The sequence below is a fragment of the Curtobacterium sp. Csp2 genome (assembly GCF_013347165.1).
In genome coordinates, this window is record NZ_CP054593.1 from 1,184,717 (window position 1) to 1,196,291 (window position 11,575).

Here is an 11,575-nt window from a genome sequence, read left to right on the forward strand (position 1 = left end):
AGATGTGTATAAGAGACAGACGCTGCAGTCCGCGGCGATCTTCGCGCTGATCATCCCCCTGTACGCGGCGTTCTTCGTGATGACCACCCCGGGGTCCTGGGGTAGACGACGAACAGGTCGAGTCGCCCCGCACGGACAGCCGCCTGGTCGGCCTCGGGGTCGGTGGACGGTGAGCCGCCCCACTTCGCCGCGACCGAGCGGTCGACGAGCCCGGAGTGGTCGACGTAGTGGAACGGGGTCTTCGCGGCCGAGGAGCTCGAGCTGACCGAGTCCGCACCGGCGGCCTGGCCGACCCCGACGAGCAGCGACACGACGACCACGACCAGGGGGAGTGCGAGCGTGCCGATCCAGAACGCGGGCTTCTTCACGGCGCGGACGAACTCGAACCGGACGACCGTCCCGAGGCGGCTCACGCGGCTGCTCCTCTTGCGCCGGTGCCGGTGCGGGTCTTCTCGTGCTCGCTCGCGGTGGCCACGTCGTCGTGTCCGGCGTCGTGGCCGTAGACCTGCACGAAGATCTCGTCGAGGGGGATCCGCCGCATCGTGAACCCGGTCACGTGCACCCCGGCGGACACGAGCGCGGCGAGGACGTCCGACCCGTCCGGCACGGCGGCGTCGGTCAGGGCGAGGTACGCCACGTGCCCCTCGTGCCGGACCACCCGGTACAGCGGCGACTCCGGCACGCTGCCGTCGAGCGTCACGTGCGCGACCGCACCGCCGAAGGCGTCCTGCACCTCGGGGATGCTGCCGTACGCGGCGGCGCGCCCGTCCTTGAGCAGGAGGATCCGGTCGCACAACCGCTCGACCTCGTCCATGTGGTGCGTCACGAGCACGACCGTGGCGCCGTCGGCCTTCCGCTCGGCGACCAGGTCGAGGAGCAGCCGGCGGTTGACCGGGTCGAGGCCCTTCGTCGGCTCGTCGAGGATGAGCAGGCGCGGGCGGTCCATGATCGTGATGCCGAGCTGCACCTTCTGCTGTTGCCCACCGCTGAGCTTGTCCACGCGGAGCTTCGCGCGGTCCGCGAGCCCGACGCGCTCCAGGTAGGCGGTGCTCCACGCGGTCGCCTCGGGACGGCGCAGGCCACGGAGCATGCCGAAGTACGTCATCACGTCGATGACGGACTCCTTGCGGTAGAGCCCGCGCTCCTCGGGCAGGTAGCCGATGCCGCCGGTCGCCGGACGGTAGGGGACGCCGTCGACCGTCAGGGTCCCGGCGGTCGGGGTCGTGATGCCGAGCAGGGCCCGGATCGTGGTGGTCTTGCCCGAGCCGTTGCTACCGAGCAGACCGAAGGTCTCGCCGGGGGCCACGTCGAAGGACAGGCCGTCGACCACGTCCCGGTCGCCGAAGCGCATCATGAAGTCCCGCACGCTGATGTCCGCCCCGCTCATGGTGCCGACCCTACCGACGGTGGGGCGGGGGTCACCGGGTACCGGCACTTGCCACTTTGGAAAGTAGTTGTCATGATGGGAACACTTCCCGGGGTGGGGAGGGACCAGAGGGGGAACCATGACCGATCCGCAACCGTCCGAGGCCCGCGCACTCCTCGCGCACGCCGACCGTCTCGCCCGTCGCACGCACGACGCCGTCCGGTGGCCGTACGTCGCCTTCATCGTCGCCCTCGGCGCGACGACGTCCCTCGGGACCTTCGCGATGGGGATGTCGGCGGGCCGTGCCTTCGCGGCGGCCTACGTCGGCACGATCGTCGTCGTGCTCGCGCTCGTCCTGTGGTTCAGCGCCGCGATCCGTGGTCGTGCCGCCTTCGCCCGCGGCCGGCGGTGGATCACCTACGTCGCCGCGTGGGGGCTGAGCTACTGCGCCGCGATCGCCGTCGTGGGCTGGGCGCACGGCTCGGTGCTGTGGTCGGCGGTCACGTCCGGTCTCGTCCTCGTCGTGTCGCTCGCCTGCGCCGCGTGGGAGTCCCGCGGATGAGCAGCTCGCACCCGCGACACCGACTCGACGACCTGCTGCAGAACCCGGTGCGGTTCTCGGTCGTCGCAGCGCTCGACCGGGCTGGGACGCTCTCGTTCCGCGAGGTCCGGGACACGCTCGAGGTCACCGACTCCGCGCTGAGCAAGCAGGCCAGCGCGCTCGAGGCGGCCGGGTACGTCACGGTGGGCAAGGCGCACGTCGGCAGGACCCCGCGGACGTCGCTGTCCCTGACGCGGGCGGGTCGTCTCGCGTGGCAGGCGCACCTCGCCGCGCTCCGGGAGATCGCGGGATCGGTGGGCTCGTCCTGAGCGATCTGTCCCATCACTGGTGACGTGGGAGGTGGATCCGCGCATGGTGGGTCGGAAGGGGCGACCTCCCATGCGCGGATCGCCATCCCGCGCGCGGATCGGCACCCCAGGCGCGGATCGGCACCCCACGCGCGGATCGGCACGGCACGCCGGGTGCGGGACGCGACCCCGGGACGGACGGGAGGCACGGTGCCTGCCCGCACCGTGCCTCCCGTCCGCCTGCTGGTCCCGTCAGGAACGCGCGGTCCCGTCAGGAACGCAACCAGGCGGTCCCCACACCCGACAGGGCGCCGTCTGCCACCGGCGCGGAGGCGAGCAGGAGCTCGCCGGCGGGGAGTGCGAACGGCTCGTCGCCGAACACCGTCACGCTCGTCCACCCGTTCGGGCGACGGAACGCGAGCACGTCGTCGCGGCCGGTCTCGATCCACTCGAGGTGCTCCTCGGACCGGAGCTGGCCGCGCAGCCCGAGGGCCTTCCGGTACAGGTTGAGCGTCGAGTCCGGGTCGGCGTCCTCGGCCTCGACCGAGAAGTCGGCGAACCAGGCCGGCTGCGGCAGGTGCGAACCGCCCGTGCCGAAGCCGAAGGACGGCCCCGAGCGGGTCCACGGGATCGGCACGCGGCAACCGTCGCGGCCGACGTCGACGCCCGGGTTCCGGAAGAACGCCGGGTCCTGTCGTTCGGCGTCGGGGATGTCGCCGACCTCGTGCAGGCCGAGCTCCTCGCCCTGGTACAGGTACGCCGAGCCGGGCAGCGCGAGCTCGAGGAGCGTCGCCGCCTGCGCGCGCCGGAGCCCGAGGGCGCGGTCGAGGTCCTCCTGCGCGCCGCCGGCAAGGAGCCACGCGGCGCCCTGCTTCTCCTCGGCGCCGTTGCGGGCGGGGAGCGCGTACCGGGTGGCGTGCCGGACGACGTCGTGGTTCGAGAACACCCACGTCGTCGACGAGCCGGACTGCTCGGCGAGCCCGAGGTTGAACTCGATGATCGTGCGGAACTGCTGCGCGTCGAAGTCGGCCTCGAGCAGGTCGAAGTTGAACGCCTGCCCGAGCCCCTCGGCGGAGGCGTACCGGGCGCGGCGGTCGGCGGCGACCCAGGCCTCGGCGACCGCGGTGCGGGCGGGGGTGTACTCGTCGAAGACCCGGCGCCACTCGGCGTAGATCTCGTGCACGTCGTCGCGGTCCCAGAGGATGTGCGCGCCGTCCTTCGGGCTCGCGAGCACCTCGGCCCACGTGGGCAGCTCGCCGGCCGGCAGGTCCTTCGCGAGACCGTGGGCGACGTCGATGCGGAAGCCGTCGACCCCGCGGTCGGACCAGAAGCGCAGGGTGTGCAGGAAGTCGTCGCGGACCTCGCGGTTCGCCCAGTTCAGGTCGGGCTGCTCCTTCGCGAAGTTGTGCAGGTACCACTGGCCGTCGCCGACCGCGGTCCACGCCGGGCCGCCGAAGATCGACACCCAGTCGGCCGGCGGCTCCTGGCCGTCCGGGCCGTTGCCGTCGCGGAAGACGTAGCGGTCCCGCTCCGGGCTGCCCTTCGGCGCTGCGAGGGCCTCGCGGAACCAGGCGTGCCGGTCGCTCGTGTGGTTCGGCACGATGTCCACGATCACGCGGATGCCGGCGCCGTGCAGCGCCGCGACCATGTCGTCGAAGTCGGCGAGCGTGCCGAGCCGCGGGTCGACGTCGCGGTAGTCGTCGACGTCGTAGCCGCCGTCGGCGAGGGCGGAGGGGTAGAACGGGCTGAGCCAGACCGCCTCGATGCCGAGCGAGGCCAGGTACGGCACGCGGCTCGTCACACCGTGCAGGTCGCCGATGCCGTCGCCGTCCGCGTCGGCGAACGAGCGCGGGTAGACCTGGTAGACGCTCGCCTGACGCCACCACGTCTCGTCGGTGGTGGTCGCAGCGGGCTGGGCGAGGGTGTCGGTCACGTAGGGCCTTCCGTCGTTCGTGGGAGTGGGAGTGGGAGTGGGGGTCGTGGTCGTGGCGGTGTTCGGCTCGGTCACTTGATGGCGCCCTGCGTCACCCCGGCCATCACCCACCGCTGGGTGACGAGGTAGACGATGATCGCCGGTGCCATCGCCATCAGGTACGAGGCGAAGGACACGTTGTAGTTGTTGCTGAACTGGGTCTGGAACATCTGCTGCAGCACCGGCAGGGTCTGCAGCGCGGGGTCGGAGGTGATCAGCGACGGCATCACGAAGTCGTTCCAGGACGCGAGGAACGCGAAGATGCCGACGGTGGCGCTCATCGGTGCGAGGAGCGGGAACACCAGTCGCCAGAACGCCTGTCCCGTGCTCGCGCCGTCGATGCGTGCACTCTCCTCCAGTTCGGCCGGGATCGACCGCAGGAACGCGGTGAACAGCAGCACGCTGAAGGACAGTTGGAACATGACGTGCAGGATCGCGACGCCGAGTGGGTTGTCCAGGTGAGCCAGCCCGGTGAGCTTCACCTGCGAGAGTGCGAGGACCGGGAACGGCAGGAACATCGCGGCGAGCAGGTAGAAGAACGACCAGCGGAACAGCCGGCGCTCCCAGTTCCGGGCGATGGCGTACGCGGTGAACGACGCGAGCAGGATCGTCCCGGCGACGGTGATCGCGGCGATGAGCACCGAGACGCCGAACGCCCGCGGGAAGTCGGTGAGCTCCCACGCCTGGACGAACCCGTCGACGCTGAACGGCGCCGGCAGCGAGAACGCGTTGCCGTCGACGGCCTGGCTCGTGGTCTTGAACGCCATCGTCACCGTGACGTACAGCGGGACGAGGACGGAGAGCGCGCACAGCACGAGGACGATCGTCACCGGCCAGTTGGCGCGGTCGCCACGGCCGCCGCCGCGTCGTCCGGCGGTGCGGTCGGCGTCCACGGAGCGGATCGACCCGGTCGCGGTGGTGCCCGGTCGGAGGGGTGCCTGCATGGTCATCAGAGCGCTGCCTTCCCGCGGGTCGCCCGCAGCTGGATCACGGCGATCACGACCGCGATGACGAAGAAGATCGTCGCGTTCGCCATCTGGTAGGCGTAGTCGCCACTGCTGAAGCCCTTGAAGATCGACATCGCGACGCTGGTCGTCGCGGTACCGGGGCCGCCGTCGGTCATGCCGACGATGATGTCGTACGAGTTGAGGAAGTTCTTGAACCCGATCACCAGGTTGATCAGGATGTAGCCCGCCGTCAGCGGGGCCGTGATCGACACGAGCTGCCGCCAGGAGCTCGCGCCGTCCAGGGCGGCGGCCTCGTACACCTCCCCGGGGATCGACAGGACCCCGGCGATGTAGATGAGGAGCGTCGACGGGATCGCCTGCCACGCGGTGACGACCACGATCGCGACCCACGCCAGGTCCGGGTTCGCGAGGATGCTCTGCTCGAGCGGCGCGAAGCCCAGTGCGGTGGCGAGCGCCGGCAGCGAGTTCGCGAACAGGAACGAGAACACGTAGGCGATGACGATGCCCGAGATCACCATCGGCAGGACGAACACCGCCCGGAGCGCGATCTTCCCGCGCACCTTCGACGTCAGCGCGATGGCGAGCAGGAACGCGATCGCGTTCACGACGAGGACGGTGACGAGCGAGAACCCGATCGTGAACAGGTACGCCTGCAGGATCGCCGGGTCGGAGAACACGGCGACGTAGTTGGTGAGCCCGGTGAACCGGAACTCGCCGAACCCGACGGAGTCCGTGAAGCTCAGCACGATGCCCATCACCGCCGGCAGCGTGATGGCGAGCGTGAAGAGCACCAGTGTCGGGACGAGGAAGACGAGGAAGAGCGGTTCGACGCGCTTCCGGCGTCCGCGGCTGCCGGACTGGAGGCGCGGTGCGGCTCCGCCCCGTCGGCGGCGGTCCGCCGTCGTGATCGCTTCGGTGGTCGTGGTGGCCAAGGTCGTCTCCTTACGCGGCCGTGCGGAGCGCGAGCCGCGCCCAGTCGCCGTCGAGGGTGCGGAGTTGCGGAGCGGGGGCACCGCCGAAGGCGATGGACTGCAGGTAGTTCGCCACCGGGATCTCGGCGGGGATGAGCTGCGAGGCGCCGAGGGAGAAGGCGGCGCGGTCGTACGAGTCCTGCATGCCACGGAGAGCGGGGTTCGACACCGGTGGGGAGTCCTTGCGGACGCCGAAGCCGTTGTTGTCGGCGTTGTACCGGTCGCTGACCGCCGGGCTCATCAGGAACGACAGGAACTCGCGCGCGGCCTCCTGCTTGCGCGACGCCTCCGGGATCCAGAGCCCCAGGTCGACGTTCACGCGCACCTTGTTGTCCGCGGCGTCGTCGGTCGCGGGGAACGGGAAGGTGCCGAGCTCGACGTCCTTGTTCGACTTCGCGATCTCGCCGAGCGCCCACGGTCCCTGCAGGTACATCGCGGCCTTCCCCTGCGCGAACGCCAGGTTCCCGTCACCGTACCCGCGGCTCGCGGCGCCCTTCTGGTGCCACTGGAGCAGGTCCACCATGCGGTCCACGGGCGCCGCGAAGTCCTTCTCGAACGAGACACGGGAGCCCTTGCCGACCCGGGTTCCCTCGCGGTCGAGCGCGGCGAAGGTCTGCTGCAGGTCGAGCATGCCGCCGACCGAGTAGTCGAACATGCCCTGGGCGATCGTCCAGTTGTCCTTGTACGTGCCGTACATCGGGGTGATGCCGGCGCGGACGAGCCGCTCGCACACGTCGCGGAACGCCGACCACGTGGTCGGCACCTCGAGCCCCTGGTCGGCGAAGATCCGCTTGTTGTAGATCACGGACGCCGCCGTCACCGAGTAGGGCAGGACGCTGGTGCGGCCCGGGTAGTCGGCCGTCTGCTGCATGAGCGGCCACAGGTCCGGGTTGATCGTGTCCTTCTCCGGCAGGTCCGACAGGTCCGTCAGGGCGCCGTGCTCGACGAACGAGACCATCGCGTAGTTGTAGTTCAGGCACCCGAGGTCCGGCGGCCGGTTCCGGACGAAGTTCGCGGACATGTTCGACGTCGAGTCGCGGACCACGCGGATCTTCGACTGGCTGTCGTGGAACTTCGCGATGACGTCGTCGAAGTAGCCGATGACCTCGGGCTTCGACACGTAGAAGGTGATCGTCTCGGGTCGGCTGCTCGAACCGCCGAGCGGGGCGCACCCGGCGAGTGCCAGGCCCGCGCCGATGCCGCCGGCCCCGAGGAGGAACCCGCGGCGGCTGAGCGCGGCGGTGTCCCTGGTGGTGGCGTGTGGTCGCACGTCGTCTCCGTCCGTCCGGACCCGGCGTCCCTGCCGTCCCGGTCAGCGGACCGGCGTCGGTGCCGGCTCGCGACACTTAATCTACTCAGAAAATCTAATCGCGCAAGCAATGTTCCCCGCGGTAGGGTCAGCGCATGTCCCGACGCCGTGAGCCCGCTCGTGCGACCAGCGCCGAGACGGTCCTGGCGTCCGCGTTCGACGCCGCCGCGTTCACCGCGACCGAAGCCATCGACGCCACCGGCCTGACCCGCTCGACCGTCCTCGCCGCGTGCGCCGAGCTCGTCCGGCTCGGGTGGCTCCGCGACCTCGACGACGCCCGGGCTGCGGGGGAGGAGTACCGGAAGGGCCGACCCGCCCGCCGCTACGAACTCGACGCGGGAGCCGGGGTGGTCGTCGGGGTCGACGCCGGGCAGCACCGCGTCACGGCGCTCGTCGCAGACCTGCGCGGGACGGTGCTCGCACGGGCCGAGGGCGCACTCGGCGATGCCGGCCTCGAGGTCCCGGTCCGCCTCGGCGTCACGGCCGACACCGTGTCCAGGGCGCTCGCCGACGCCGGGGTCGACCCGACGCGCGTGCTGGTGACCGTCATCGGCATCCCCGCGCCCGTCGACGCCTCGGGTGCGTCGCCGGACGACGGCGGGTTCTGGAACCGGATGAACCCGGGCTTCGCCGACGTCGTGCCGCACGGTGTCGTGGTCGTCGAGAACGACGCGAACGCGGCGGCCCTCGCCGAACGGCCGTCCTCCGGGGACGCCTCGTTCGCGGCGCTGCTGTCCGGTGAGCGCTTCGGCGCCGGGCTCGTCGTCGACGGGGTCCTGCTGCGCGGGGCGCGCGGCGGTGCCGGCGAGCTCCGGGTGCTCGACCTGGTCGACGGTGTGGCGTCCTCCGACGGCATCGGTCGCACCGCACGCACGCTCGTTCGGCAGGCGCGGGCGGCGGGCCGTGTCGGCGCGTCCTCGCTCCTCGGCGGCGACGAGGAGCCCGACGCCGCGGCCGTCCTGACCGCCGCCGCACTCGGCGACGCGGTCGCGGTCGGGATCGTCGACGCGCTGGGGGATCGTCTGGCGCGGGTCTGCGTGCTGCTCGCGAGCCTGCTCGACATCGACCGCGTGGTCGTCGCCGGGGCGATCGCGGACGCGGTCGAGCCGGTGATCGACCGGGCACGGGCGCACCTCGCGGCGTGGGAGTACGACCCGACGCCGGAGGTCGTGGCCTCCCGGCTGGGTGGCGACGTCGTCGTGCTCGGGGCGCTGGCGCTGGCGCTCGACACTGTCCGCGCCGACCCGATGGCGTTCCCGCTGCCGGCCGCCCAGCCGGTCCCCGCAGCCTGACCGCCGCGCCGCCCGAGCACCCGTTGACACCGCGCCCGCGCAGTGCCACGCTGCTTGCGTGTTGACGTTGCCATGAGCGTGCCAGGGGGCACGCGGGAGCGCCGACGACCGGCACGACGACGTCGTCGTGCCGCTGCAACGATGCAGTCAGGGAGAACCCATGCACACCTCGACCACCCCACGCCGACGCCGCCTCGTCGGCACGCTCGCCGTCGTCGCCGGCGCCACCGCGCTCGCCCTCGCCGTCCCCGGCACCGCGACCGCCGCCCCGGCCGCGACCGCCGCGGCGCCGGCCCACAGCCGTCCGAACCCGGCGCCCGCCCTCGACCCGACGCAGTTCCACGGCGTCAACTGGGCCGACCCGCGGGACAACTACGTGAACGGGCCCGTCGTCCCCTCGGGGCTCTCGACGTCGGACGACTACCGCACCGTGTACAAGACCTCGGAGCGGATCGTCCGCGAGTTCCGGAAGGACCTCGGCGCCGACACCGTCCGCCTGCCCGTCAACCCGTACTCCGTCGGCACGGCGTGGTGGACGTCCTACAAGGGGGCGATCGACGCCGCCCGGCACCAGGGCGTCAAGGTCGTCCTCGGCTACTGGGAGGGCAGTGACGCCAGCAAGGACGGCAAGGTCGACGACCCCGCCGCCTGGACCGCCATGTGCGACATGCTGACGAGCACCTACCGCGGTGACGCCGGCGTGTACTTCGAGCCGATGAACGAGCCGTTCGGCTACGCACCCGCCGACTGGATCCAGGTGGCCACCGACTGGGTCGACCGCTACACGGCCCGTGGGATCCCGCGCGACCGCGTGTTCGTCAGCGGCACCGGCTACAACGACCGCGTCGACGCGGTCTGCGCTGCGCCGGCACTCGCCGGGACCTACGTGTCGCAGCACTTCTACGGGTTCTGGGGCACGCACGACGCCGCGGGCTGGGCCGCCGACTTCGAGAGCCGACTCGGCGACCAGGCGTGCGGCGCCCGCACCGTCCTCGACGAGTTCGGGGTCCCGATGACCACCGGGATCGACTACCGCGGTTCCGCGACGACCGGCAACGCCGACGCGGACAACTCGGTCGCCTTCCTGCAGACGGTCACGACGATCGTCCGCGAGCGGCACCTCGGCGCCGTGTACTGGCCGGGGCTGCGCACCGGTGACACCTACAGCCTCGAGGAACTGCAGGGCGCCGGGTCGCACGTGGAGCTCGCGGTGACGAACGAGTCCGGGCTCGCCCTGCTGCGGTGGGCCTGGGGCGAGGGTGAGCGCGCGCCCTTCGGGACCCGCTGACGCGACCACGGACCGGGACGCGCGACGCGACCACGGACCGGACGGGAGGCACGGTGCCAGCTGGCATCGTGCCTCCCGTCCGTGGGGTGGTCGCGTCGGCGACGGATCAGCGCCGGACCGGCGCCAGTCGCTGCAGCTGGGTGACGTGTCCCGGTTCGAGCTCGTCGAGCGTGGCGACGCCGAGCAGGCGCATGGTCCGTTCGATCTGCTCGGAGAGGATCTGGATCATCCGGTCGACACCGGCCTCGCCGCCGGCCATGAGGCCGTAGAGGTAGGCGCGGCCGACCATCGTGAACCGGGCGCCGAGCGCGACGGCGGCGACGACGTCGGCGCCGGACATGATGCCGGTGTCGAGGTGCACCTCGGTGTCCGCACCCACCTCCTTGACGACCTCGGGGAGCAGGTGGAACGGGACGGGGGCGCGGTCGAGCTGCCGGCCACCGTGGTTCGACAGGGTGATGCCGTCGACCCCCATCGACGCCAGGCGCTTGGCGTCCGCGAGGGACTGCACGCCCTTGACGACGACCTTGCCGGGCCACTGGTCCCGGATCCACGCGAGGTCCTCGTAGGTGACCGTCGGGTCGAACATGTGGTCGAGCAGCTCGCCGACCGTGCCCGACCAGCGGTCGAGCGAGGCGAACGCGAGGGGTTCCGTGGTGAGGAAGTCGAACCACCACCACGGCCGCGGGATCGCGTTGACGATGGTCTTCACGCCGAGCTGTGGTGGGATCGAGAACCCGTTGCGCTTGTCCCGCAGCCGTGCGCCCGCGACGGGGACGTCGACCGTGACGAGCAGCGTGTCGAACCCGGCCTTCGCGGCCCGGTCGACCAGCGCCATGCTCTTGTCGCGGTCCTTCCACATGTAGAGCTGGAACCAGTTCCGGCCGTGCGGGTTCGCGTCACGGACGTCCTCGATCGCCGTGGTGCCCATCGTCGAGAGCGAGAACGGGATGCCCGCCCGACCGGCGGCCCGGGCGCCGGCGCGTTCGCCCTCGGTCTGCATCATCCGGGTGAAGCCGGTGGGGGCGATCCCGAACGGCAGGGCGGTGGGTGCGCCGAGCACCTCGCGGGAGGTGTCGACCTTCGAGACGTCGCGCAGGATCGCCGGGGTGAACTCGATGTCCTCGAACGCCTGGCGGGCGCGGGCGAGGGAGCTCTCGGCCTCCGCCGCACCCTCGGTGTAGTCGAACGCCGCCTTCGGGGTGCGGCGCGCGGCGATCCGGCGGAGGTCCCAGATCGTCAGCGCGGACTCGAGCCGCTGCCGCCGCCCCGGCAGCGCGGGCTTCTTGAACTGCATCAGCGGCACCAGGTCGTGCACGGTCGGCAGCTGCCGCCGGACCCGGACCCGGTTCGTCGACGGGGTTCCCGGCGTCGGTGCCGGAGCCCCGGTCGCCGGGTCGACGCGGTGCTGGTCGTCGGTCGAGGTCATACAGACATCCTATGTCTGTATGGGGTCGTTGGCGAGGGCGATGCGGCAGGGGTGCGCTCTCGGGCAAGGAGCGCGCTGCGCCAACGCGTCGACGGAGCCGGGGATGTCGCGAGACGTCCGATCAAGCTCCC

General features: G+C 71.6%; 11 protein-coding genes. 4 read left to right on the plus strand and 7 right to left on the minus strand.

Translation table 11 applies throughout. From position 1 onward, the window contains the following. Positions 1-50 precede the first annotated feature (50 nt). Positions 51-413 (minus strand): hypothetical protein, encoded by a 363-nt coding sequence (locus HUN59_RS05920; protein WP_174777836.1) that lies wholly within the window; start codon positions 411-413, stop codon positions 51-53. Next, positions 410-1,387 (minus strand): ABC transporter ATP-binding protein, encoded by a 978-nt coding sequence (locus HUN59_RS05925; protein ID WP_174777837.1) that lies wholly within the window; start codon positions 1,385-1,387, stop codon positions 410-412. Before HUN59_RS05925 ends, HUN59_RS05920 begins: the two co-directional genes overlap by 4 nt. Before the next feature lie 118 nt (positions 1,388-1,505). Here HUN59_RS05925 and HUN59_RS05930 point away from each other — a divergent pair, with 118 nt between their 5' ends. Together HUN59_RS05930 and HUN59_RS05935 are read left to right on the plus strand one after the other, a co-directional pair. Beyond that, positions 1,506-1,928 carry a chemotaxis protein CheY gene (locus tag HUN59_RS05930; protein ID WP_174777838.1) on the plus strand — a complete coding sequence of 141 codons (423 nt, stop codon included), beginning with the start codon at positions 1,506-1,508 and terminating at the stop codon, positions 1,926-1,928. Further along, the gene (locus HUN59_RS05935) at positions 1,925-2,236 is read left to right on the plus strand and encodes a winged helix-turn-helix domain-containing protein (protein WP_174777839.1); all 312 of its coding nucleotides are present in this window, start codon (positions 1,925-1,927) and stop codon (positions 2,234-2,236) included. The genes HUN59_RS05930 and HUN59_RS05935 overlap by 4 nt, the downstream gene beginning before the upstream one ends. Positions 2,237-2,486: 250 nt before the next feature. Here the strand turns inward: HUN59_RS05935 and HUN59_RS05940 are convergent, their stop codons facing one another. From HUN59_RS05940 to HUN59_RS05955, 4 genes are all read right to left on the minus strand, one after another. Next, complete coding sequence (locus HUN59_RS05940; RefSeq protein WP_174777840.1) at positions 2,487-4,148, minus strand: glycoside hydrolase family 13 protein; 1,662 nt, start codon at positions 4,146-4,148, stop codon at positions 2,487-2,489. A gap of 71 nt (positions 4,149-4,219) precedes the next feature. Beyond that, positions 4,220-5,137 (minus strand): carbohydrate ABC transporter permease, encoded by a 918-nt coding sequence (locus HUN59_RS05945; protein ID WP_174777841.1) that lies wholly within the window; start codon positions 5,135-5,137, stop codon positions 4,220-4,222. After that, positions 5,137-6,087, minus strand: coding sequence for a carbohydrate ABC transporter permease (locus tag HUN59_RS05950; protein WP_254630007.1), 951 nt, complete (start codon positions 6,085-6,087; stop codon positions 5,137-5,139). The genes HUN59_RS05945 and HUN59_RS05950 overlap by 1 nt, the downstream gene beginning before the upstream one ends. A 10-nt stretch (positions 6,088-6,097) precedes the next feature. Then, positions 6,098-7,396 (minus strand): ABC transporter substrate-binding protein, encoded by a 1,299-nt coding sequence (locus HUN59_RS05955; RefSeq protein ID WP_144804507.1) that lies wholly within the window; start codon positions 7,394-7,396, stop codon positions 6,098-6,100. A gap of 134 nt (positions 7,397-7,530) precedes the next feature. Here HUN59_RS05955 and HUN59_RS05960 point away from each other — a divergent pair, with 134 nt between their 5' ends. Both HUN59_RS05960 and HUN59_RS05965 read left to right on the plus strand, forming a co-directional pair. After that, positions 7,531-8,727 (plus strand): ROK family protein, encoded by a 1,197-nt coding sequence (locus HUN59_RS05960; RefSeq protein ID WP_114849812.1) that lies wholly within the window; start codon positions 7,531-7,533, stop codon positions 8,725-8,727. A 160-nt stretch (positions 8,728-8,887) separates the two neighbouring features. After that, complete coding sequence (locus HUN59_RS05965) at positions 8,888-10,015, plus strand: glycoside hydrolase family 5 protein (RefSeq protein ID WP_174777842.1); 1,128 nt, start codon at positions 8,888-8,890, stop codon at positions 10,013-10,015. A gap of 106 nt (positions 10,016-10,121) precedes the next feature. On the opposite strand, the gene HUN59_RS05970 is transcribed toward HUN59_RS05965, so the two are convergent. Beyond that, positions 10,122-11,312 (minus strand): alpha-hydroxy acid oxidase, encoded by a 1,191-nt coding sequence (locus tag HUN59_RS05970; protein WP_174779391.1) that lies wholly within the window; start codon positions 11,310-11,312, stop codon positions 10,122-10,124. Positions 11,313-11,575 lie beyond the last annotated feature (263 nt).

What these genes read in the sequence shown, in the direction of transcription:
- HUN59_RS05925 (WP_174777837.1), bottom strand. Translation starts at nt 1,387, where the DNA reads ATGAGCGGGGCGGACATCAGCGTGCGGGACTTCATGATGCGCTTCGGC.
- HUN59_RS05930 (WP_174777838.1), top strand. Translation starts at nt 1,506, where the DNA reads ATGACCGATCCGCAACCGTCCGAGGCCCGCGCACTCCTCGCGCACGCC.
- HUN59_RS05935 (WP_174777839.1), top strand. Translation starts at nt 1,925, where the DNA reads ATGAGCAGCTCGCACCCGCGACACCGACTCGACGACCTGCTGCAGAAC.
- HUN59_RS05945 (WP_174777841.1), bottom strand. Translation starts at nt 5,137, where the DNA reads ATGACCATGCAGGCACCCCTCCGACCGGGCACCACCGCGACCGGGTCG.
- HUN59_RS05960 (WP_114849812.1), top strand. Translation starts at nt 7,531, where the DNA reads ATGTCCCGACGCCGTGAGCCCGCTCGTGCGACCAGCGCCGAGACGGTC.
- HUN59_RS05965 (WP_174777842.1), top strand. Translation starts at nt 8,888, where the DNA reads ATGCACACCTCGACCACCCCACGCCGACGCCGCCTCGTCGGCACGCTC.
- HUN59_RS05970 (WP_174779391.1), bottom strand. Translation starts at nt 11,312, where the DNA reads ATGCAGTTCAAGAAGCCCGCGCTGCCGGGGCGGCGGCAGCGGCTCGAG.